At 62.5% G+C, this 20,284-nt stretch carries 23 protein-coding genes and 1 pseudogene; 9 read left to right on the forward strand and 15 right to left on the reverse strand.

Annotation, left to right across the window (positions count from 1 at the left end):
* Positions 1 to 571 (reverse strand): aspartate/glutamate racemase family protein (locus ACYP2A_RS10905; protein WP_459745005.1); only part of this gene is annotated, 571 nt, incomplete at its 3' end.
* Between the two features lie 109 nt (positions 572 to 680).
* Here ACYP2A_RS10905 and ACYP2A_RS10910 point away from each other — a divergent pair.
* Complete coding sequence (locus ACYP2A_RS10910) at positions 681 to 1,559, forward strand: LysR family transcriptional regulator (RefSeq protein ID WP_459745006.1); 879 nt, start codon at positions 681 to 683, stop codon at positions 1,557 to 1,559.
* A 1-nt stretch (position 1,560) separates the two neighbouring features.
* On the opposite strand, the gene ACYP2A_RS10915 is transcribed toward ACYP2A_RS10910, so the two are convergent.
* Both ACYP2A_RS10915 and ACYP2A_RS10920 read right to left on the reverse strand, forming a co-directional pair.
* Positions 1,561 to 2,229, reverse strand: coding sequence for a polysaccharide lyase family 7 protein (locus ACYP2A_RS10915; protein WP_459745007.1), 669 nt, complete (start codon positions 2,227 to 2,229; stop codon positions 1,561 to 1,563).
* A gap of 123 nt (positions 2,230 to 2,352) precedes the next feature.
* Complete coding sequence (locus ACYP2A_RS10920) at positions 2,353 to 3,024, reverse strand: polysaccharide lyase family 7 protein (RefSeq protein ID WP_459745008.1); 672 nt, start codon at positions 3,022 to 3,024, stop codon at positions 2,353 to 2,355.
* A gap of 316 nt (positions 3,025 to 3,340) precedes the next feature.
* Here ACYP2A_RS10920 and ACYP2A_RS10925 point away from each other — a divergent pair, with 316 nt between their 5' ends.
* Genes ACYP2A_RS10925 through ACYP2A_RS10945 form a run of 5 tightly spaced genes read left to right on the forward strand, consistent with a single transcriptional unit; the run spans position 3,341 to position 8,376 of the window.
* The gene (locus ACYP2A_RS10925; RefSeq protein WP_459745009.1) at positions 3,341 to 3,790 is read left to right on the forward strand and encodes a MarR family winged helix-turn-helix transcriptional regulator; all 450 of its coding nucleotides are present in this window, start codon (positions 3,341 to 3,343) and stop codon (positions 3,788 to 3,790) included.
* Entirely contained in the window at positions 3,787 to 5,874 is a 2,088-nt protein-coding gene (locus ACYP2A_RS10930; RefSeq protein ID WP_459745010.1) for an FUSC family protein, read from the forward strand. Before ACYP2A_RS10925 ends, ACYP2A_RS10930 begins: the two co-directional genes overlap by 4 nt.
* Positions 5,871 to 6,080 (forward strand): DUF1656 domain-containing protein, encoded by a 210-nt coding sequence (locus tag ACYP2A_RS10935; protein WP_459745011.1) that lies wholly within the window; start codon positions 5,871 to 5,873, stop codon positions 6,078 to 6,080. The genes ACYP2A_RS10930 and ACYP2A_RS10935 overlap by 4 nt, the downstream gene beginning before the upstream one ends.
* On the forward strand, positions 6,077 to 6,964 hold the full coding sequence (locus ACYP2A_RS10940; protein WP_459745012.1) for an efflux RND transporter periplasmic adaptor subunit: 888 nt from the start codon (positions 6,077 to 6,079) through the stop codon (positions 6,962 to 6,964). The genes ACYP2A_RS10935 and ACYP2A_RS10940 overlap by 4 nt, the downstream gene beginning before the upstream one ends.
* Complete coding sequence (locus tag ACYP2A_RS10945; protein WP_459745065.1) at positions 6,964 to 8,376, forward strand: efflux transporter outer membrane subunit; 1,413 nt, start codon at positions 6,964 to 6,966, stop codon at positions 8,374 to 8,376. Before ACYP2A_RS10940 ends, ACYP2A_RS10945 begins: the two co-directional genes overlap by 1 nt.
* A gap of 14 nt (positions 8,377 to 8,390) precedes the next feature.
* Here ACYP2A_RS10945 and ACYP2A_RS10950 read toward each other — a convergent pair whose 3' ends face one another.
* A complete protein-coding gene (locus ACYP2A_RS10950) occupies positions 8,391 to 9,254 on the reverse strand; it encodes a methyl-accepting chemotaxis protein (protein WP_459745066.1) in 864 nt (287 codons plus the stop codon).
* Positions 9,249 to 10,016 (reverse strand): annotated as a pseudogene (locus tag ACYP2A_RS10955) (MCP four helix bundle domain-containing protein); the annotation flags it as partial. The gene ACYP2A_RS10950 and the pseudogene ACYP2A_RS10955, both read right to left, overlap by 6 nt.
* 539 nt (positions 10,017 to 10,555) lie before the next feature.
* Between ACYP2A_RS10955 and ACYP2A_RS10960 the strand changes: the two are divergent.
* The 3 genes from ACYP2A_RS10960 to ACYP2A_RS10970 all read left to right on the forward strand — a co-directional run bounded on the left by ACYP2A_RS10960 (position 10,556) and on the right by ACYP2A_RS10970 (position 12,781).
* On the forward strand, positions 10,556 to 10,765 hold the full coding sequence (locus tag ACYP2A_RS10960; protein WP_459745013.1) for a type II toxin-antitoxin system PrlF family antitoxin: 210 nt from the start codon (positions 10,556 to 10,558) through the stop codon (positions 10,763 to 10,765).
* 80 nt (positions 10,766 to 10,845) lie between these two features.
* Complete coding sequence (locus tag ACYP2A_RS10965) at positions 10,846 to 11,679, forward strand: ion transporter (protein WP_459745014.1); 834 nt, start codon at positions 10,846 to 10,848, stop codon at positions 11,677 to 11,679.
* 103 nt (positions 11,680 to 11,782) lie between these two features.
* Entirely contained in the window at positions 11,783 to 12,781 is a 999-nt protein-coding gene (locus ACYP2A_RS10970) for a sulfate ABC transporter substrate-binding protein (RefSeq protein WP_459745015.1), read from the forward strand.
* Between the two features lie 60 nt (positions 12,782 to 12,841).
* Here the strand turns inward: ACYP2A_RS10970 and ACYP2A_RS10975 are convergent, their stop codons facing one another.
* From ACYP2A_RS10975 to ccmA, 10 genes are read right to left on the reverse strand one after another with little or no spacing between them, the layout of a single operon-like run.
* Positions 12,842 to 13,270 (reverse strand): hypothetical protein, encoded by a 429-nt coding sequence (locus ACYP2A_RS10975; RefSeq protein ID WP_459745016.1) that lies wholly within the window; start codon positions 13,268 to 13,270, stop codon positions 12,842 to 12,844.
* A 9-nt stretch (positions 13,271 to 13,279) separates the two neighbouring features.
* Positions 13,280 to 14,473, reverse strand: coding sequence for a c-type cytochrome biogenesis protein CcmI (ccmI, locus tag ACYP2A_RS10980; RefSeq protein WP_459745017.1), 1,194 nt, complete (start codon positions 14,471 to 14,473; stop codon positions 13,280 to 13,282).
* Positions 14,470 to 14,940 carry a cytochrome c-type biogenesis protein gene (locus ACYP2A_RS10985; RefSeq protein ID WP_459745018.1) on the reverse strand — a complete coding sequence of 157 codons (471 nt, stop codon included), beginning with the start codon at positions 14,938 to 14,940 and terminating at the stop codon, positions 14,470 to 14,472. Before ACYP2A_RS10985 ends, ccmI begins: the two co-directional genes overlap by 4 nt.
* A complete protein-coding gene (locus ACYP2A_RS10990; protein WP_459745019.1) occupies positions 14,937 to 15,473 on the reverse strand; it encodes a DsbE family thiol:disulfide interchange protein in 537 nt (178 codons plus the stop codon). Before ACYP2A_RS10990 ends, ACYP2A_RS10985 begins: the two co-directional genes overlap by 4 nt.
* Positions 15,470 to 17,443 carry a heme lyase CcmF/NrfE family subunit gene (locus tag ACYP2A_RS10995; protein ID WP_459745020.1) on the reverse strand — a complete coding sequence of 658 codons (1,974 nt, stop codon included), beginning with the start codon at positions 17,441 to 17,443 and terminating at the stop codon, positions 15,470 to 15,472. Before ACYP2A_RS10995 ends, ACYP2A_RS10990 begins: the two co-directional genes overlap by 4 nt.
* Before the next feature lie 3 nt (positions 17,444 to 17,446).
* Positions 17,447 to 17,917 carry a cytochrome c maturation protein CcmE gene (gene ccmE / locus ACYP2A_RS11000; protein WP_459745021.1) on the reverse strand — a complete coding sequence of 157 codons (471 nt, stop codon included), beginning with the start codon at positions 17,915 to 17,917 and terminating at the stop codon, positions 17,447 to 17,449.
* Positions 17,914 to 18,090, reverse strand: coding sequence for a heme exporter protein CcmD (ccmD, locus tag ACYP2A_RS11005; RefSeq protein WP_459745022.1), 177 nt, complete (start codon positions 18,088 to 18,090; stop codon positions 17,914 to 17,916). Before ccmD ends, ccmE begins: the two co-directional genes overlap by 4 nt.
* Positions 18,087 to 18,875 carry a heme ABC transporter permease gene (locus tag ACYP2A_RS11010; protein WP_459745023.1) on the reverse strand — a complete coding sequence of 263 codons (789 nt, stop codon included), beginning with the start codon at positions 18,873 to 18,875 and terminating at the stop codon, positions 18,087 to 18,089. The genes ccmD and ACYP2A_RS11010 overlap by 4 nt, the downstream gene beginning before the upstream one ends.
* A 35-nt stretch (positions 18,876 to 18,910) precedes the next feature.
* On the reverse strand, positions 18,911 to 19,582 hold the full coding sequence (gene ccmB, locus ACYP2A_RS11015) for a heme exporter protein CcmB (protein WP_459745024.1): 672 nt from the start codon (positions 19,580 to 19,582) through the stop codon (positions 18,911 to 18,913).
* On the reverse strand, positions 19,579 to 20,205 hold the full coding sequence (ccmA, locus tag ACYP2A_RS11020) for a cytochrome c biogenesis heme-transporting ATPase CcmA (protein WP_459745025.1): 627 nt from the start codon (positions 20,203 to 20,205) through the stop codon (positions 19,579 to 19,581). The genes ccmB and ccmA overlap by 4 nt, the downstream gene beginning before the upstream one ends.
* Positions 20,206 to 20,284: the final 79 nt, after the last annotated feature.

The raw sequence follows: 20,284 nt of genomic DNA on the forward strand, positions 1-20,284 counted from the left end.
GATCCGCCGCACCGCTCATGGAAAACTGCGCCAGGCAGATCATTTCCACCCCGCTCACTGCTCCGGCCTTTTCAACGATGCGCCGGTTGTGCTCAGCTTCATTCCCTTCTGCAAAAATCTGCATGGCGCCGTCGATGGCGTGCAGTTGCAGTTCAATATTTTTGCCACTGGCTGCCTGCAAAAACTCCGCCCGCATCGACCCTAGCGCCAACTCGAAGGTCGCCAGCAAGGCAATGCGCGAGCCCTGCGCCAGCGCTTCTTCGATCATCGCCTCATTGGGCTTGAGCACCGGAATGCTCACCGCCCACTTGCAGGTGTCGATGGCATCGCCAAACGCCGAGCAGGTAAACAGAATCGCATCGGCACCGGCGCTGACGGCGTAATGGGTCAAGGCCAGAAAACGCCGGGTCAGTTCAGGCGTCAGGTGGCCGGCGGCCTTGAGGTCGCGGGGCAGCGAGTCTTCGAGCAGGTTGACCCGCTCCGCCTCGGGCCATAGCCGGTCAAAGGCTGCGTTGATCGGCGCGATGGACAGCGGTGTGGCGTGAATCAGAAAGATGCGCGGTGCGCTCATGTCAGGGCCTCGTTGTGGTCATGCAGGCGAGCATCCTGACGCATCCGATTCATAACAAAAAATATCCATTCGTGATAGCTTTCATCAATTTTTGTTGTAGAGCGCAATCATGAACCTCAAGGCACTGACCTATTGCGTGGCCGTGGCCCGGCTGGGCAGTTTTACCAAGGCCGCGCAGAGCCTGCACGTCGCCCAGCCGGCCTTGAGCATGGCCGTGGCGCGACTTGAAGAAGAGCTTGGCGTGCAGTTGTTCAACCGTGCTGCCCGCCAGGTCACGGTCACCGCCGAGGGTCAATTGTTTCTCGACAGGGCACAGGCCAGCCTGCAGGCGCTGGACGATGCGCGCCAGGCGCTCAAGGACCTGACCCGCCTGGACAGTGGCGAAATCCGCGTCGGCATTCCACCGATGTACGGCCTTCGGCATATTCCCGAGCTGCTGGCGCAGTTTCGCGCGCGCTATCCGGGCATCGCCATGCATGTGGTCGAAGGCAGCGCCGACGACATCAGCCAGCGTCTGCGTGACCGGCAGATCGATGTAGCGCTGCTGGAGCAACGACGTATCGAGCCGCAATGGGACAGCGTAGCGCTGGGCAGCGATGAAATGCTGTTGTGCATGCACCCGGCGCACCCGCTGGCAAATCAAGCGGCGTTGCGCGCCGAGCAGTTGCAGGGAGTCGATATGCTGGTGTTCGACCAGACCTTCTTGCAGCGCCACCTGCTCGACGCCTTTTGCGCGGCACGCCGGGTCAGCTACCGCATCGCGCTGGAGAGCAACTTCGTGCCGTTGGTCACGCGCCTGACCCGCGATGCGATGGGCATCTGCACCTTGCTGCAATCGGTGCACAAGCAGGAGCCGGGCATTGTCGGCGTGCCGTTCGATCCACCGCTGATCCTCAGCTTCGGCCTGTGCTGGCGCCCGCATGAATACCTGTCGCTGGCCAACCAGCGCTTCGTCGAAGCGGCCCAGGCATTCTTTGCCGAGGCCTGAATCAGGCTTTCTTGTCGTGGCGAATGCTCAACTGATAGAACGTCGCCGCGCCACCTTCGCTGGCATAACCGGTGTTGTCCTGCACGTACACGCCGGCCTTGAAGTACAACAGTTTGCTGCTCCAGGCCTGATCCAGACGCACGTTCCAGGCATGTTCATAAGCGTTCACGGTCAAGTCGCCGGTCGCTGTCAGCGTAATGGTGTAGTTGAACCGCTGGTTGAGCGGTACGCCTTCGGCCACGGTGATGACTTCGATCCCGGCGCTGGGGCTGCGCCGCAGCTTGGCGACAATCGCGCCGCTCTGGAGGCGCTCCTTGTACTGGTATTCGACCTTGAGCAGCGGCTCGGTGCTCTGATAACTGTGAATCTGGCCGATGACCAGCTTGCCGTTCGACGGCACCTGATTCACCGTCAGCGCGGCACGCAGCAGGTGGTCGGCGTGTGGATAAGTCCAGTTGTAGGCGCGGCCATCGGCGGTGGTTTCACGCAATTCGGTGCGCGGGTATTTGGCGTTGCTGGTCGTGGCACCGGTCACCGGCGCCCAGAAAAACAGGGTGTCGCCGGAGCGGAAGTAATTATCCTGATAGCCGCGCACCAGCCTGGGCGTGTCGATTGTGGTCGCAGGCGTACCGACAGGAATGGACAGGTTCCAGGTGGCGAGGTCGATCATGAAAGGCTCGCAAGGTTCAGGATGGCTCTGCAACGGGCATTTCAGCCTGTGCGGTTAATCCTGTACATCGGCTTGACAAGCCATTTCATGAATGTTGAAGACGTGTTTTTTGCAAGCGTTGAATCAGCTCTTCTTCTCGTGCGCAATGCTCAGTTCATAGAAGCTGGCCTTGCCGCCATCGGCGTCGGTACCGGTGTTGTCCTGGGTGTAGACCCCAGCCTTGAAATACAGCTGTTTGCCTTGCCACTGCGGGTCGAGTCTGACTTCCCAGTGCTGGTCACAGGTATTGATGCTCAAGGCACCGGCAGGGCTCAGGTGAATGCTGTACTTGAAACGCTGGTCGAGCGGCATGCCCTGGGCAATCGTAATGACCTCGACCTCCGCTTCCGGGCTGCGCCTGAGCTTGGCAACGATGTCACCGTTTTTCTGGGCTTTTCTGTATTGGTATTCGACCTTGAGCAGCGGCTCATTGCTGCCCTTGCAATGAATCTGACCGATGACGATCTTGCCACTGCCCGGAACCTGATGAACCGCCAGCGTGGCACGCAAGAAGTGGTGGGCCGAATCGCACAGCCAGTTGCACAACCCGCCATCAGCAGTGGTTTCACGCAGCTCGGTGCGCGGGTACTTGGCATTTTCGGTGGTCGAGCCGGTGACCGGCGCCCAGAAGGTCATGGCCTCTTCAGAGCAATTGAAGTGCTTGTCCTTGTAGCCACCCACCAGTTGCGGGGTATCAATGGTGACGGCCTGGCTGCCCAAGGGGGTAGAGAGGTTCCAGGTAGATAAGTTGATCATGACGAGACTCCCGGGTGCGGCTGGCACACCGACAAAGGGATGCTGGACCAGGCCCAGGCACGTGTCTCTTGTTTCTCCTTTTGATTATTTGCTCAGTGCCTTCCATGAGGGCCGGCTGAAGAATAACTATAGGTCAAAATTTTGACCCTTCAGATTCACGGGTTTTCCTGCCGGGTTATCTCGACCAGAGGTCGATTACCCCGACCTCTGGGCAATTTTCATTTGACCGAAACACTTTGTTACTGGATAGTAATAGTTAGCAAGCTACTAATATTCTCGCTAACAATATTCTTCCTAACGATTTAACGGTCACTCCATGCCTAACCAAACCCTGCACCGGGCTGTCAGCAGCGGAATGGTCGCCGCCTCGCGTCACTGGCGGCGTCTGTGCCACACCACATTGTCCAGCTATGGCATCAGCGAAGCCTGTGCCGGCCCCCTGCTGGCCATTGCGAGGCTGGGCGACGGTGTGCATCAGGTGAAAGTGGCGCATGCCGCCGGCATGGAAAGCCCGACCCTGGTGCGCCTGCTCGACCAGTTGTGCAAGGCCGGTATCGTCTGCCGCACCGAAGACCCCAACGACCGCCGCGCCAAGGCCCTGAGCCTGACCGACAAGGGCCGCACGCTGGCCGCCTCGATCGAAGTCGAGCTGACGCGCCTGCGCGGCGAGGTATTGAAAGGCATCAGCGCCGAGGACCTGCACGCCGCCCTCAAGGTATTACAGGCCTTCAGCGATGCGGCCATGCCTGAGGCAGGCAACCTGTGAGCGGCTTCTTTGCAGGCTTTCCGCCAGGCCGCGACTGGGTTCACGGGGTGCGCACCTTTGCCGCCTCCATGCTGGCGTTGTACATCGCCCTGGTGATGGAATTGCCCCGCCCCTACTGGGCGATGGCCACGGTGTACATTGTCGCCAGCCCGTTTGTCGGCCCGACCAGCTCCAAGGCGGTGTACCGGGCGCTCGGCACACTGGCCGGCGCCTGTGCGGCGGTGCTGCTGGTGCCGATCTTCGTGCAAACGCCCTTTTTGCTGGCGGTGGTGGTCGCACTGTGGACCGGCACCTTGCTGTTTCTGTCGCTGCACCTGCGCACCGCCAATAGCTACGCGCTGATGCTGGCCGGCTACACCATGCCGATGATTGCCTTGCCGGCCGTCGACAACCCGCAGGCGGTGTTCGAGATTGCCGTGTCGCGCACCGAAGAAATCTTTCTCGGCATTACCTGCGCGGCGGTGGTCGGCGCGATGTTCTGGCCACGGCGCCTGGCGCCGGTGTTCAAAGCCACCACGGCGAAATGGTTCGAGGACGCCACGCTGTACAGCGAACGCTTTCTGAGCCGTGAGGTGGAGGGCGCCGAAATCGCCAGCCTGCGCACCGCGATGGCCGCAGGTTTCAACAGCCTGGAAGCGATGATCGGTCAGTTGAGCCACGAAGGTGCGCATCGCCAGACCGTGCGCAATGCCCGCGAATTGCGCGGGCGGATGATTCACTTGCTGCCGGTGATCGACGCGCTCAACGATGCGCTCTGGGCGCTGGCGCGGCGCAGCCCGGAACACATGGCCAGCGTCGCGCCGTTGCTGACTCAGGCTCGCCAGTGGCTGCAAGACACCGCGCACGGACCGCAACAGGCGCTGTGGCAATCGCTGCATGACGAACTGGAGCGCCTGCAACCAGACGCTGCGCAGCTGGACAAGCTGGAAAACCTGGTGCTGTCCAATGCCCTGTATCGCCTGGGTGAATGGGTCGACCTGTGGCTTGACTGCCGCACCTTGCAACAAGCGATCGATGCCGATGACGGCCGCCCGTGGCAGGCGGTGTACCGGCACTGGCGGCTGGGGCGCATCACGCCGTTTCTGGACCGTGGGCTGATGCTCTACTCGGTGGCCACCACGGTACTGGCGATTATAGTGGCGTGCCTGCTGTGGATATTCATGGGCTGGCAGGACGGCGCCAGCGCGGTGATTCTGGCTGCCGTGTCATGCAGCTTTTTTGCCGCCATGGACGACCCGGCGCCGCAGATCTACCGGTTCTTCTTCTGGACCCTGACCTCGGTGATTCTCGCCAGCCTGTACCTGTTCGTGATCCTGCCGACCGTGCATGACTTCGCCATGCTGGTGCTGGCGTTCGCCGTGCCGTTTATCTGTGTGGCCACGCTCAGCGCGCAGCCGAAGTTCTTCCTGCCCACAGTGCTGACGATGGTCAACACCGCGACCTTCGTCAGCGTGCAGGGCGTGTACGACGCCAACTTCCTGAGCTTTATCAACGCCAACCTGGCCGGCCCCGCCGGTTTGCTGTTCGCGTTTATCTGGACGCTGATTTTCCGTCCGTTTGGCGTCGAGCTGGTGACCCGGCGCATGACCCGTTTCAACTGGCGCGACATCGTCGAACTCAGTGAGCCGGCGACCCTGGCCGAACACCGCCGCCTGGGTGTGCAAATGATCGACCGCCTGATGCAGCAAGTGCCGCGCCTGGCGCAGACCGCACAAGACAGCGGCGCACCGCTGCGCGAATTGCGCGTGGCGCTGAATATGCTCGACCTGTTGGCTTGGACCGCGCGCACGCCCGTGCTGTGCCAGGTGCCATTGCGCCAGGTGGTGGCCGAGGTTGGCGGCTATTACCGCGCCTGCCTCAAGGCCGGAGAACGCCTGCCGGCGCCCAAAGGCCTGCTGATGACCCTGGACCGCACGCGCCGCACCCTCAACAGCGAGGCCATGGGCAATGAGCCGGCGCGCCTGCACCTGCTGCACGCCTTGAGCGGCCTGCGCCTGGCGTTGCTGCCGGCGCTGGAGATCATCGATGTGAACGGCGAGCTGATCGAACAACCGATCCACGGCCCGGATGGAGCCCCTGCATGATTGGCGAACTGGACATCAACGGCATCTTTCTGCCGACCTTTCTGGTCGTGATGGGTGTCACTTACCTGCTGTTTCTAGGCGTGCATGCGCTGTTGTTGCACGCCCGCTTTTATCGCCTGGTCTGGCACCGGGCCTTGTTCAATACCTGTCTGTACGCCCTGTTGCTGGGCGGCGTGGACACCCTTAGCCGATACCTGATGACATGAAAAAGCCGATCCTGACCCTGGGCCGCGTGGTCCTGACCCTGCTTGCCGTGACCCTGGCCACTGTCGTGGTGTGGCGCATGGTGATGTATTACATGTTCGCGCCTTGGACGCGTGACGGCCACATTCGCGCCGACATCGTGCAGATCGCCCCGGACGTTTCCGGGCTGATCCAGCAGGTCGAGGTGAGCGATAACCAGCAGGTCAGCAAAGGCCAGGTGCTGTTCACCATCGACCAGGACCGCTTCCGCCTGGCCCTGCGTCAGGCCCAGGCAACCGTGGCCGAGCGTCAGGAAACCTTTGAGCAGGCACGCCGCGAGAGCAAGCGTAACCACGGCCTGGGCAACCTGGTGGCCCGTGAGCAACTGGAAGAAAGCCAGTCGCGCGAAGCCCGTGCGCTGTCGGCACTTAATGAAGCCCGCGTGGCGGTGGATGCGGCGCAGTTGAACCTCGACCGCTCGGTGATCAGAAGCCCGGTGAACGGCCACCTGAATGACCGCGCGCCACGCTCTCAGGAGTTCGTGAGCGCAGGCCGGCCGGTGCTGTCGGTGGTCGATGCCGCCTCGTACCACATCGACGGTTACTTCGAAGAAACCAAGCTGGACGGCATTCATGTCGGCTCGCGCGTGGACATTCGCGTGGTCGGCGACAACGCCCGGCTGACCGGCCATGTGGTCAGTATCGTCGCCGCCATCGAAGACCGCGACCGCAGCAGCGGCGCCAACCTGTTGCCCAACGTCAACCCGGCGTTCAGTTGGGTGCGCCTGGCGCAGCGGATTCCGGTGCGCATTGCCTTCGATGAGGTGCCCAAGGACTTCCGCATGATCGCCGGGCGTACCGCCACGGTGTCGATCATCGACGACCGGCAGGCTGGAGGGGTTCAATGATGAAACCCGCCTCACGCCTGCTTGCATTGAGCCTGACCGCCCTGCTCTCGGCCTGCCAGATGGTCGGCCCGGACTATAAGCAACCCGCCGATGCCGCGATCAACCGGCCGGACCTGCAAGGCGACCTGGCCAGTTCGAACAATGTGGTCTCCGCGCCCGTGCCTGCGCACTGGTGGCGTTTGTACCAGGACCCGCATCTGGATGAACTGGTGCGCCAGGCCCTGGCCAGCAACACCGATTTGCGCATCGCCGCTGCCAACCTGCAACGCTCGCGCTACCAGACCGCCGAGGCCGAGGCCGCCGGCGGCTTTACCAGCGGCGCCAAGGCCGGGGCGCAACGCTTGCAGGAATCGGGCGAAGCCTTTTTGCTCACCGAGAAAGTCCCGGTGGCTAACGTCGGCGATATCGGCCTGACCACCTCGTACCAGTTCGACCTGTTCGGCACCCTGCAACGTGGCATCGAAGCAGCCCAGGCCAACGTCGATGCAACACAGGCCGCTGCCGACACTGCACGCATTACCGTGGTCGCCGACGTGGTGCGCGCCTACACCCAGGTGTGCGCCGCCAACGAAGAACTGGCCATCGCCCACGAATCGCTCGACCTGCAACAACAGAGCGTGACCCTCAACCAGCGTCTGCGCGATGCCGGACGTGGCGACGAAACCCAGGTCACCCGCTCGCAGACCCAGTTCAAATCGCTGCGCGCCGAACTGCCGCGTTATGAAGCCCTGCGCCAGACCGCGCTGTTGCGCCTGTCGATGCTGCTGGCCAAACCGCTGGCACAATTGCCGGCCGGCACCGACAGCTGCCATGAACTGCCGCAGGTCGCGCAGATCATCCCGGTGGGCGACGGCGCTGCCTTGCTCAAGCGCCGCCCCGACATCCGCCAGGCCGAACGTCACCTGGCCATGGCCACCGCGCAGATCGGCGTGGCCACCGGCGAGCTGTACCCGGACATCAGCATCGGCGCCTCGGTAGCCACCATCGGCATCATCGACAACCTCGGCAAACCGGCTACCAACCGCTGGGGCTTCGGCCCGCTAATCAGCTGGACCGTGCCCAGCAACGGCAGCCGCGCGCGCATTCACCAGGCCGAAGCTTCGGCCCAGGTCGCGCTGGCGCGTTTCGATGCGGTGGTGCTCAACGCGATTCGCGAAACCCAGACCGGCATGGCCCAATACACCGCCCTGCTGGAACGCCGCGATGCGCTAAAGGACGCCGAGCAATCAGCTAAAGAAGCGGCCGATCAGACCCACCGCTTCTATCAGGCGGGACGTGCGTCGTTTCTGGCGGACTTGCAGGCCACCCGGACCTACACCGACATGCGTGCGCAACTGGCGGCGGCCAACACCCAGGTTGCGATGGGACAGATCGACCTGTTTCTGGCGCTGGGCGGCGGCTGGGAGAAATAGCGGCCGCACCCGCACTAAATCACAAAGCGCCCCACCAGCGTATTCAGGTTCACCGCCAGGCGAGACAGCTCATGACTGGCGGCACTGGTCTGATCCGCACCCGAGCTTGAATGCGAGGCCAGGTCGCGGATATTCACCAGATTGCGGTCCACCTCGCGCGCCACCTGCGCCTGCTGTTCAGAAGCGCTGGCGATCACCTGGTTGCGCTCATTGATCAGATTGATCGACTGGGTAATCTGCTCCAGCGCCTCACCGGCAGCGCTGGCAACCTCCAGTGTGCTTTGGGTCCGCTGGTGGCTGTGCTGCATGGACTGCACCGCCTTGTCGGTTCCGGCCTGAATGTCGGCCACCATCTGCGCGATTTCCGTGGTCGATTGCTGGGTTCGATGCGCCAGCGCCCGCACCTCATCGGCCACTACCGCAAACCCGCGCCCGGCCTCCCCGGCCCGTGCAGCCTCAATGGCGGCGTTGAGGGCCAGCAGGTTGGTCTGTTCGGCCACCGAGCGGATCACATCTAGCACCTGGCCAATATCGCGCCCCTGTGTAGCGAGGCCTTCAATCAGCACCGAGGTGTTCTGGACATCCTGATTCATGGTCTCAATGGCTTGCACCGTCTGTATGACCCGGTTGCGACCCTCTTTCGCCACCTGACTGGACTGCTGCGTCGCCTCGGACGTCGACACCGCATTGCGCGCCACATGCTCGACCGCGCTGGTCATTTCATTGACCGCCGTGGCGGCTTGCTCAATCTCATGGCTCTGGCGTTGCAGCCCTTGCGAGGACTCCTGGGTCACGGCACTCAGTTGCTCTGCCGCCGAAGCCAGCTGCGTGGCTGAACCGGAAATCTGCTCGATGGTGCTGCGCAGGTTGCGTTGCATCACCGACAAAGCGGTCAGCAGTCGCGCCGGCTCATCACGCCCCTCGACCACAATGGCTTTGGCCAGGTTGCCACCGGCAATCGCCTCAGCCGCCTGCACCGCCTGGTTCAGCGGCGAGACGATGCTGCGCGTCAGCAACCACGCCAGCAGCACGGTCAACAAGGCCGCCACCAGCGACACCAGAAGAATGCCGGTACTGGCCATGTCGTACTGCTGCCCCGCCAGGCGGTCGGCCTCATCGGCATTGGCCTTGTTGATCTCGACCAGTTTGTTGAGCTGAGTGCCCATCAGGTCGGTACCGGCCTTGATCTGGGTGTTGATCAGCGTACGCATTTCCTCGGTTTTGTTCTGACGCGACAACTCGAGCATTTGCGCCTGATTGACCAGATAAGCATCAAGTGTCGCGGCAAACTCGTTGTACTTGGCCAGCTCCTCTCCCTCCGCCGGCAAGCTGGCATAGCTTTTCTGGTCCTTGCGCGCTTTGTCGGTCAAGACCGCAATTCGCGCCTCTGCTTCACGCAGTGCCTCAGGCTCGCGGTTGATCAGTACCCGAAAGGAAAGAATGCGCATGCGCAGCACGCCTTCGGTGAGGTTGCCCAGGTAACCGACACTGGGCAGCTGGTTGCTGCCCATGTCGATGGAGGCCTGACGAATGACGGTCATGCGGGTCTGGGCAAACACCCCCAGCACGACCACCAGCAGCGCAATCACCGCGAAGCCGAGAAAGGCACGAGGTGCAACATTCATGTTTCGAAGGGACATAAGCTGCTCTCTTTAGGCAAGGGGAGATCAGGAGGGGGAAACGTGCGCCACTCTTTTGCTTATCGGCTGGCTTGCACACAGTCTTGATACCGCCGAAGCCCGAAGCCTGGAAAAGTTTTAGAGCGCGTAGCGGCTAATGCCGATCAGTTAAGGCATTTTCGCCAATATCTCGTCTGGCTCCGAATCCGGAGTGAGTCGGATCGCCGCCCGGTAGCTCGCGAAGGGTCCAGTAAAATCAGCACATTTGCGGTGACTGTACCTCAGCATTCGCTAGCTAGCGCTCACTCCTAAAGCTGCGTGCTGTCCTTAACTGATCGGCATTAGGGTAGCGGCGGTTTTTTAAGGCCCGTTTCAGGTGGGAAATTTCGAGAACAGTCTTTAAAAATCTTTTTCGGAATTTTCGTACAAGGTCAATCAGCAAGGCCCTATACACAGGCAAAGCGATAAAGCGGGAAAATCTTCAGGCTTGGGAAACTTCCGTATGGCATTGCACGCTCGAGAGTCGCGCTGCGGCTTATGACACTAAAAATGGAGCCGAAATGAATAATCCACTGGATGCTGAATCAATCCTCAGTTGTACCGATCGACAGGAGGAGGATGCTTTACAGGGTCTGTTTCTGGATTTCCTGGCAAAGGATATCGCCAACCATCCAGAGCGTCTGCAAGCCATAGATGCCCGCCTTGTCGCACGCATACTGTCTCTGGTGGGTACTGCCGAGATTGATCTGGACGCGCCTCTTTCGACGTAATTGATCTGCTCATCAATGCCACCCTTGCACCCCCACCCGCTTTGCCCCAGCATCTGCCGACCTTAACGTCGAGCATTTCCATGAACACCGCCACAAGTCGCCGCGAGCAGTTGCACACTGTCATTTTCCAGACGGACACCGAGGCCGGGCGGCGCTTCGACAAGATATTGCTGGTGGTCATCCTGCTCAGCCTGCTGGTCACGATCGTTGACAGCATGCCGAGCGTTCATCGCGACTACGCGGTCTTTCTGACGTGGATCGAGTGGGGCTTTACCCTGGTGTTCGCCGTGGAGTACATCCTGCGCCTGTACTGTTCGCCACGGCCGCTGAAATATGCGTTCAGCTTTTACGGGCTGGTGGACCTGCTGGCCATCGTCCCTGGCGTGCTGGCGATCTACTACAGCGATGCGCAGTACCTGTTGATCGTGCGGATCATCCGCATGTTGCGCATTTTCCGGGTGCTCAAGCTGGGCGCTTACTTGCGCCAGGCGCATTACCTGGTGGCGGCGCTGCAGGGCAGCAAGCAGAAGATCATCGTGTTTCTGGTCAGCGTGTCGACGCTGGTCACGGTGTTTGGCACCTTGATGTACGTGATCGAAGGCCCCGGCAATGGCTTTACCAGCATTCCCAAGGGCATCTACTGGGCGATCGTTACCCTGACCACGGTGGGCTTTGGCGATATCGTGCCCAAGACGCCACTGGGGCAGATGGTCTCTTCGGTGGTGATGATCATCGGTTATTCGATCATTGCCGTGCCTACTGGCATCTTTACCGCCGAGCTGGCCAACGCCATGCGCGGCGAGCAGCTCAAGCATGACTGCCCGGTGTGTGCCAAGAAGCATCACGAGCACGGTGCAGCGTTCTGTTCGCGGTGCGGCAATGCGTTGTTTGCAAAACGCGACGATCGGGAATAAGTAAATATTTTTTTAGTCTTTAATGGCGTGGTGACACCCCGCTATCATCGCGGCCAGTATAAAAAAGCCTCGATAACAACACGATCATCAAAAGGAATCTGCAGTGAAGAAATTATTCGCCGCCTCGCTCCTGGCCGCAGGCCTGGCCCTGGGCAGTGCTGCACAGGCTGCGCCGACCCTGCTCAACGTCTCTTACGACGTGATGCGCGACTTCTACAAGGACTACAACGCCGCCTTCCAGAAACACTGGCAAGCCGAGCACAAGGAAGACGTCACGGTGCAGATGTCGTTCGGCGGCTCCAGCAAGCAAGCGCGGGCGGTGATCGATGGCCTGCAGGCCGATGTGATTACCATGAACATGGCCACTGACATCAATGCCCTGGCCGACAACGGCGCACTGGTGCCGAACGACTGGGTGACCCGCCTGCCGAACAACAGCGCGCCGTTCACTTCGGCCACCGTATTCATCGTGCGCAAGGGCAACCCCAAGGCGCTGAAAGACTGGAACGATCTGGTCAAGGACGGCGTGGAAGTCATCGTGCCGAACCCCAAGACGTCGGGTAACGGTCGCTACACCTACCTGTCGGCCTGGGGCTACACCCTGAAGAACGGCGGCGACGAAGCCGCCGCGAAAAAATTCGTCGGCGAGCTGTTCAAGCACGTCCCGGTGCTCGACACCGGCGGCCGTGGCGCCACCACCACCTTCATGACCAACGGCATTGGTGATGTGCTGGTGACGTTCGAGAACGAAGCGGAAATGATTGCCCGCGAGTTCGGCCGCGACAAGTTCGAGGTGGTCTACCCAAGCGTCTCTGCCGAAGCCGAGCCGCCGGTGAGCGTGGTCGACAAGGTCGTCGACAAGAAACAGTCCCGCGCCCTGGCCGAAGGCTATCTGAAGTACCTGTGGTCGGCTGAAGGCCAGGAAATCGCGGCCAACAACTACCTGCGCCCACGCGACGCCACGGTATTGGCCAAGTACAAGGATCGCTTCCCGAAAGTCGAATTCCTCTCGGTCGAGAAGACCTTCGGCGACTGGCGCACCGTGCAGAAGACCCACTTTATCGATGGTGGCGTGTTCGACCAGATCTATCCGGGTAAATAATCCGGACGTACGATCGCACATATGAAAACGGCGACCTCAGGGTCGCCGTTTTTGTGTGCGTCAGTTACCGAATTCGCGCCCCAGCCCTGCCGGTACACCGCTGCTGTCGGTGGCCTGCCACGGCCCGTCGGGCTGGGTCGACCAGTTCCAGCCGTTGTCCCACTGGTAGTAGGTGCGCTGGCGATAGAACGTATTGGTCTGGTCGTCCAGCACATACACGCCCAGGCGCTGGTCCCAATGGCTTTTGACGCCCGGTGGCGGGGCAAAGCTGGCCGAGGTTTTCGCCACCGGTGCCTTGGTTGCGGGCTTGATCGGCTGTTTGTTGCCCGGCGTCGAGCGTGGCGTGCCGGAGCCGGGCAGGCTCTGGATCGGTTCATCGCTGCGCGGCCCGGAGGGTGTATGCGGCTGCGTCGTCGTACAGGCGGCACTCAGGCCGATCGCGGCGGCCAGCAAGCCGGTGCGGGCGAGGTGCCAGGGGGTTACGGACATGGCGGGTTCCTACTGATCGGGTCGGTCGATGGTCAAGGTCTGTTGGCCGGCGGCAGCGCGCGCCAATGGCTCGCTGCTGCCGACCCACTCTCCACGGGTCGGCTGCCCGGCGCGTGAGATGCGTGCCATCAGTTGGACTTGCGCAAAGTTCGACAGTTTCAGTTGCGGCATCATTGCGTCGCTGTCACCCAGCTCGACCTCGATGGGCAACTGCGCCACGGTCACCCGTTTGACCGCCAGCGGTGCCGGCGGACCGTCGACGGCGCGGGCAAAAATGAACACGCTGTCGCCCGGCTGCACTTGACTCTTGAGGCCGTCGGCCAGTTGCACACGCACCTTGAGTGTCTGCTCAGCCACAGCGGCAGGCGTACCACCGGACAGATTCGCGCGCGCACGTTCGATGCCGCCTTGCAGCGCATCGCGCGACGGGTCCTGGGCCGGCAACAGGCCTTGCAGCCGCGTCCAGTAGTCCACCGCCAGCTGAAAGCGCCCGCCTTCGAACGCCGCAATGCCCAACAAGCCAAGACTGGTGACCTCGTTGGGATCAGCCTTGAGCGCTTCGTCGGTCAGCGCCTGCACCTGCGGGCTGAAGGCCTTGTTACCGGCGAAATACAGCGCCTGGGCCCACTGCCCCAGCAGCTCCGGCTGGCGACCGGCCAATGCGGCGGCGCGCTCGAACTGTCTGGCGGCGTCGCCATGGCGTTGCTGGGCCATGTAGCTGCGACCGAGAAAGTAGAAACCTTCGGCCGAGTCGGGCTGAACTTCGACGGTACGCTCCAGGCGATGGGTCATATCGGCCAGCGAGGTCGGCGGCGTCGCGAACTCGCGCGCCAGCTCGACCCGCTCCCGGGCGCCGTAATGCAGGTACAAACCCAACCCCAGCAACGGCACCAGCACCGCAGCCAGCAACGGCACGGCCTTGCCCAGCGAACGACGCGGTGCCGGCGCGGGCTGCTCGGCGCCTTGCGTGTCGGTCAGCAGCTCACGGGCCGCTTCGGCCTTGCCGTCGTGCAGTTGCGCGGCATCGAGCACGCCGGCGGCATGCTGGGCCTGCAACTCGCCCAGGCGCTCTTCATACAGCGCGACGTTGAGCGCGGTGCGGTCCTGGCCGGCGGCGGGCGTGCGGCTGCGCAGGATCGGGATCAGCAGAAAACTTGCAGCCACCAGCAACAGCAGCACCGTGGCCATCCAGAAATCGATCATTGACGGGTGTTATCCAGAAGTTGGGCGAGGCGCGCGCGCTCCTCGTCGGAAAGACCTGCGGCTTTGTCTGGCTGCTCCTGTCGGCGCCGGCGCACGATCACGCCAATCAGCACGGCGCCACCGATCAGCAACAACGCCGGGCCAAACCACAGCAGCCAGGTGCGCGAGGTCAGCGCCGGCTTGTAGCGTACGAACTCGCCGTAGCGGTCGACCATGTGATCGACGATCTGCCGGTTGCTGCGGCCTTCTTCGAGCAGGCGGTAGATTTCCTTGCGCAGGTCGGCAGCAATCGGCGCGTTGGAGTCGGCGATGTCCTGGTTCTGGCACTTGGGGCAGCGCAGTTCGCGGGTCAGTTCGGCGTAGCGGGCGCGCTCGGCCTCGTCACGGAACGTGTGCGCCTCGATAGCGGCATGCGCCACCCCGATCAACCCCAGACTCAGCACGGCAGCCATGACCCAGCGCTTCATGGCCGTGCCTCGTCGACCAGTGCCTGATATCGGCTGGCCAGTTGCTCGCGCCAGACCTGATCGTCGATCACCCCGACAAATTTATGGCGGATGATCCCCTTGCTGTCGATCAGAAAGGTTTCCGGCGCACCGTAGACCCCGAGGTTCAGGCCCAGGTTACCGTCGTCGTCGCGGATATTCAGTTGATAGGGGTTATGGAAATCCTTGAGCCATTTCTGTGCTTCAGGGTTCATATCCTTGTAGTTGATGCCGTGAATCACCACGCCCTGCTGTGCCAGCCGGTTAAGCACCGGGTGCTCGGCGCGGCAGGCCACGCACCAGGTGGCCCAGACATTGACCAGCGCCGGCCGCCCGAGCAAGTCGTTGCGGGTCACCACCTTGTCGCTGGCGACCTCACGCAGGGAAAACTCCGGGAACGGTTTGCCGATCAGTGCCGAGGGCAAGGACGCCGGGTCAAGAAACAGCCCGCGAAACAACAGCGCACTCAGGCCGAGAAAGATCACCAGCGGAATCAACAGCACCCAACGTTTCATGACAATGCTCCAGCAGGCTTCAAGGCCTTGCGTACTTTGCTGCCGACCTTGAGCCGATAACGCCGGTCGGTGGCCGCCAGCACGCCGCCCAGCCCGGTCAGCAGGCCGCCGAGCCAGATCCAGCGCACGAACGGCTTGATATGAATGCGTACCGCCCAGGCGCCGTTATCCAGTGGCTCGCCGAGTGCCACATACAGGTCGCGGGTAAAACCTGCGTCGATGCCGGCCTCGGTCATCATCGACTGCTGCACGCTGTACAGGCGTTTTTCCGGGTGCAGCACGCTGACCTGGCGCTCGTGTTCAAAGACCCGCACGGTGCCGCGATCCGAGGTGAAGTTCGGCCCCTGAAAATGCCGCGCGCCTTCGAACACGAAGCGGTAGCCGCCAAGCTCGGTGGCTTGGCCCGGCGCCAGGCGCAGGTCGCGCTCGATGCTGTGCTGGCTCGACAGCACCACGCCCAGGGCGCAGACCACCAGCCCGATATGCGCCACCTGCATGCCCCAATAGCTGCGGGTCAGGCTGCGCAGGCCTTTGAGCAAGCCTTTGTGCCGGGTCTTGTCGTGAATGTCGCGCAGTGCGCCAGACACCACCCACGCCGCCAGCAGCACGGTGGCCAGAACCGCCCATTGGCCTTCGCCCAGCAGCAGGCCAAGCAGCAGCGCCAGCGCGACGCTGGCAATCAGCACCGGCGTGAGCATGCCCAGCAACCACTTGCCCGGCGTGTCTTTCCAGCGCACCAGCACACCGACGGTCATCACCGCCATCAGCAGCGCCATCAATGGTACGAACAGGCTATTGAAGTACGGCGGGCCGACCGACATCTTCGCCCCGCTCACAGCGTCGATCACCAGCGGATACAGGGTGCCGAGCAGGATCATCGCGGCGGCGACCACCAGCAGCAGGTTATTGGCCAGCAGCAGGGTTTCACGCGACCACAGGGCAAAGCCGACCTGGCTCTTGACCACCGGCGCGCGCACGGCAAACAGTGCCAGCGAGCCGCCGACCACGATCAGCAGGAAGACCAGGATAAACACGCCGCGCTCCGGATCGGTGGCAAAGGCATGCACCGAGGTCAGCACACCGGAGCGCACCAGGAAGGTCCCGAGCAGGCTCAGCGAGAACGCGGCAATCGCCAGCAAGACGGTCCAGCTTTTGAATACGCCGCGTTTTTCGGTGACCGCCAGCGAGTGAATCAGCGCGGTGCCGACCAGCCAGGGCATGAAGGAGGCGTTTTCCACCGGGTCCCAGAACCACCAGCCGCCCCAGCCCAGTTCGTAGTAGGCCCACCACGAGCCCAGGGTGATGCCGACGCCCAGAAACGCCCAGGCGACGATGGTCCATGGCCGCGACCAGCGGGCCCAGGCGGCATCCAGCCTGCCGCCGAGCAAGGCGGCGATGGCAAAGGCGAAGGCTACCGAAAAGCCCACATAACCCATGTACAGCATCGGCGGGTGGACGATCAGACCGATGTCCTGCAACAGCGGGTTGAGGTCGCGACCATTGGCCGGCATTTGCGGCAGGATGCGCAAGAACGGGTTGGAGGTCAGGATCAGAAACGACAGAAAACCCAGGCTGATCATGCCCATCACGCCCAGCACGCGGGCCAGCATCACGATCGGCAACTGCCGCGACAATACCGAAACCGCAAATGTCCAGCCGCCCAGAATCAGCGCCCACAGCAGCAACGAGCCCTCATGCGCGCCCCATACCGCGCTGAATTTGTAGTACCACGGCAAGGCGCTGTTGGAGTTCTGCGCCACATAAGCCACGGAAAAATCGTCGCTCATGAACGCCTGGGTCAGGCAGGCAAAGGCGATCAGCAGAAAGCTGAACTGGCCCCAGGCCGCCGGGCGCGCCAGGCTCATCCACAGGGCATCGTTACGCCAGGCGCCGATCATCGGCACGCTGGCCTGCACCAGGGCAAAGCACAGCGCCAAAATCATGGCCAGATGGCCGAGTTCGGGAATCATCGGTCAGCCCTGTTTTGCTGGCAGTGATGGCGCAGGCTCAGCCGGCAGGCGGCCGCTGTCCTTGAGCGCCTTGGTAACTTCGGGCGGCATGTACTTTTCGTCATGCTTGGCCAGCACTTCGTCGGCCTCGACCACGCCCTCGCTATTGAGCCGGCCGAGGGCAACGATCCCCTGCCCTTCACGGAACAGGTCCGGGAGGATGCCTTGGTAGCGGATGGTCACCGAGCGGTTGAAGTCAGTGACCACAAAGCGCACGTCCAGCGAATCGCCCGAGCGCTGCAACGAGCCCTTCTCGACCATACCGCCGGCCCGAATGCGCGTGCCGTGCGGCGCTTCGCCATTGGCGATCTGGGTCGGGGTGTAGAACAGGTTGATGTTTTCTTGCAGGGCACTGAGTGCCAGACCGACGGCCGCGCCGATGCCGACCAGCACGGCGAGGATCAGCAGCAGGCGTTTCTTGCGGTGTGGATTCACGATTGACGCTCCCGACGCAGGCGGCGCGCCTGATCCTGCAGATATCGACGCCGCGCCAGCAACGGCAACGCCACGTTGACGCCCAGCACCACAGCGAACAGGCCATAGGCCGACCAGACGAACAGCCCGTGACGGCCCATGGCGAGAAAATCGCTCAATGATTCGAAACTCATGCGTGAGGCTCCGTGTGCGCTGCCGGCAAGCCAAGGGTCTTGCGCACCTCGTCCTGCACCCAGCGGCTGCGCGCTTCGCGCTTGAGCACTTCAAGGCGCATGCGCAGCAGCAGCACGCAGGCAAAGAAGGCGTAGAAACCCAGCGTGGTGAACAGCAGCGGCAGCCACATTTCGGCAGGCATCGCCGGTTTTTCGGTGAGGGTGAAGGTCGAGCCCTGATGCAGGGTGTTCCACCATTCGACCGAGTATTTGATGATCGGGATATTCACCACCCCGACAATTGCCAGCACAGCACAGGCCTTGGCGGCGCTGTCGCGGTTGCTGATGGCATTGCCCAGCGCGATCAGCCCCAGGTACAGAAACAGCAGAATCAGCATCGAGGTCAGCCGTGCATCCCAGACCCACCACGAGCCCCAGGTCGGCTTGCCCCAGATCGCACCGGTCAGCAAAGCCAGCGCGGTCATCCACGCGCCGACGGGTGCGGCGCATTGCAGCGCCACGTCGGCCAGCTTCATGCGCCACACCAGCCCGACCACGCCACACACCGCCAGCATCACATAGCATGACTGGGCCAGCATGGCGCTGGGCACATGGATATAGATGATCCGAAAACTGTTGCCCTGCTGGTAGTCAGGCGGCGCAAAGGCCAGCCCCCAGACCACGCCGATACCCAGCGACAGCGCCGCGAACACGGCAAGCCACAGCAGCCAGCGGCCGCTGACGTCGTAGAAGGTTTTCGGTGAGCCCAGGCGGTGAAACCAGGCCCATCTGTTGCTGTTTTTCATCAATTAACTGCCTTTATCACGGTCGGGCATCTCGATTATTCGGCCACACTGATTTTCAGCCCTTCGGCAATCGCGAACGGGGTCAGGGTCAGTGCCAGCGCGGCCAGGCTGCCCAGCCACAGCAGGTAGCCGGTGGCGGGCATGCCTTGCAGGGCGGCCTGCAAGGCGCCGCTGCCCAGGATCAACACCGGGATGTACAGCGGCAAAATCAGCAGCGCCAGTAACAGACCGCCGCGCTTGAGGCCAACGGTCAGGGCCGCGCCCACCGCGCCAAGCAGGCTCAGGGTCGGCGTACCGAGCAACAACGACAGCATCAATACCGGCAGGCAATGCCCCGGCAAGCCGAGCATCAACGCCAGCAAAGGTGCCAGCAGCACCAACGCCAGCCCGGAAAACAGCCAGTGTGCCAGTACCTTGGCAAGCACCAGAAGGGCCAACGGGTGCGGCGAAAGGACCCACTGCTCCAGCGATCCGTCGTCGAAATCGCTGCGAAACAGCCCGTCCAGCGATAGCAGCACAGCCAGCAGCGCCGCGACCCAGACCAGCCCCGGTGACAGGGTTTGCAGCAGTTGTGCCTCAGGGCCGACCGCCAGCGGAAACAATGCAATCACGATAGCGAAAAACACCAGCGGGTTAAGCAGCTCCGCCGGACGGCGAACCAGAAGACGCAGTTCACGGGCCAGCAACAGACGAAAGACCGGATTCATGCACGTCCCAGTTCAAGATTGCGGTAACCGCCAGGCGTGCGGGACAGGTTGTGATGGGTGGTCAGCACCAGCAGGCCGCCCTGCTCGCAGTGTTGGCTCAGGCGTTGTTCCAGTTGCGCCACGCCCTGCACGTCCAGCGCAGTGAACGGCTCGTCGAGAATCCAGATGGCCGGGGCCGGCAGGTACAGGCGCGCCAGCGCCACCCGACGCTGCTGGCCGGCTGACAGGGTATGGCACGGCACATCTTCAAAGCCGCGCAGGCCCACTTGCTCCAGCGCCTGCCACAGCGCAGCGCTGTCGGCGCGCTGTTTGAGGGCACACAGCCAGGCGAGGTTTTCCAGTGGGGTCAGCACGTCCTTGATGCCGGCGGCATGACCGATCCACAACAGATGGCGAGCCAGTTGTGCCCGCTGGCCGCTCAAGGGCTGGCCATTGAGGCGCACTTCTCCGTCAGCGGCAGGCATCAGGCCACACAGCAAGCGCAGCAGGCTGGTCTTGCCGCTGCCGTTGGGACCACTGACCTGCAGCATGTCGCCCGTCGCCAGGTGCAGGTCGAGATGCTCGAACAGCAACCGCCCGTCACGTTCGCAGCTCAGGTCGCAGGCTTGCAGGGTTACAGTCATGGCGTGAGCCCGTGGGTCGAGAGAAAAATGCACGTTCAAGTCAGCCTTGAAACGGCCGTTACACTGGTGCAACTTGATG

Source organism: Pseudomonas sp. 3A(2025) (genome assembly GCF_054589175.1).

Coding starts and splice junctions, on each gene's coding strand:
- ACYP2A_RS10935 (WP_459745011.1), top strand. CDS start 5,871: ATGATTGGCGAACTGGACATCAACGGCATCTTTCTGCCGACCTTTCTG.
- ccmA (WP_459745025.1), bottom strand. CDS start 20,205: ATGACTGTAACCCTGCAAGCCTGCGACCTGAGCTGCGAACGTGACGGG.
- ACYP2A_RS10975 (WP_459745016.1), bottom strand. CDS start 13,270: ATGTCCGTAACCCCCTGGCACCTCGCCCGCACCGGCTTGCTGGCCGCC.
- ccmD (WP_459745022.1), bottom strand. CDS start 18,090: ATGAGTTTCGAATCATTGAGCGATTTTCTCGCCATGGGCCGTCACGGG.
- ACYP2A_RS10910 (WP_459745006.1), top strand. CDS start 681: ATGAACCTCAAGGCACTGACCTATTGCGTGGCCGTGGCCCGGCTGGGC.
- ACYP2A_RS10925 (WP_459745009.1), top strand. CDS start 3,341: ATGCCTAACCAAACCCTGCACCGGGCTGTCAGCAGCGGAATGGTCGCC.
- ACYP2A_RS10950 (WP_459745066.1), bottom strand. CDS start 9,254: ATGCAACGCAACCTGCGCAGCACCATCGAGCAGATTTCCGGTTCAGCC.
- ACYP2A_RS10945 (WP_459745065.1), top strand. CDS start 6,964: ATGAAACCCGCCTCACGCCTGCTTGCATTGAGCCTGACCGCCCTGCTC.
- ACYP2A_RS10940 (WP_459745012.1), top strand. CDS start 6,077: ATGAAAAAGCCGATCCTGACCCTGGGCCGCGTGGTCCTGACCCTGCTT.
- ACYP2A_RS10960 (WP_459745013.1), top strand. CDS start 10,556: ATGAATAATCCACTGGATGCTGAATCAATCCTCAGTTGTACCGATCGA.
- ccmI (WP_459745017.1), bottom strand. CDS start 14,473: ATGATCGATTTCTGGATGGCCACGGTGCTGCTGTTGCTGGTGGCTGCA.
- ACYP2A_RS10990 (WP_459745019.1), bottom strand. CDS start 15,473: ATGAAACGTTGGGTGCTGTTGATTCCGCTGGTGATCTTTCTCGGCCTG.
- ACYP2A_RS10965 (WP_459745014.1), top strand. CDS start 10,846: ATGAACACCGCCACAAGTCGCCGCGAGCAGTTGCACACTGTCATTTTC.
- ccmB (WP_459745024.1), bottom strand. CDS start 19,582: ATGAATCCGGTCTTTCGTCTGTTGCTGGCCCGTGAACTGCGTCTTCTG.
- ACYP2A_RS10920 (WP_459745008.1), bottom strand. CDS start 3,024: ATGATCAACTTATCTACCTGGAACCTCTCTACCCCCTTGGGCAGCCAG.
- ACYP2A_RS10985 (WP_459745018.1), bottom strand. CDS start 14,940: ATGAAGCGCTGGGTCATGGCTGCCGTGCTGAGTCTGGGGTTGATCGGG.
- ACYP2A_RS10915 (WP_459745007.1), bottom strand. CDS start 2,229: ATGATCGACCTCGCCACCTGGAACCTGTCCATTCCTGTCGGTACGCCT.
- ACYP2A_RS11010 (WP_459745023.1), bottom strand. CDS start 18,875: ATGAAAAACAGCAACAGATGGGCCTGGTTTCACCGCCTGGGCTCACCG.
- ACYP2A_RS10995 (WP_459745020.1), bottom strand. CDS start 17,443: ATGATTCCCGAACTCGGCCATCTGGCCATGATTTTGGCGCTGTGCTTT.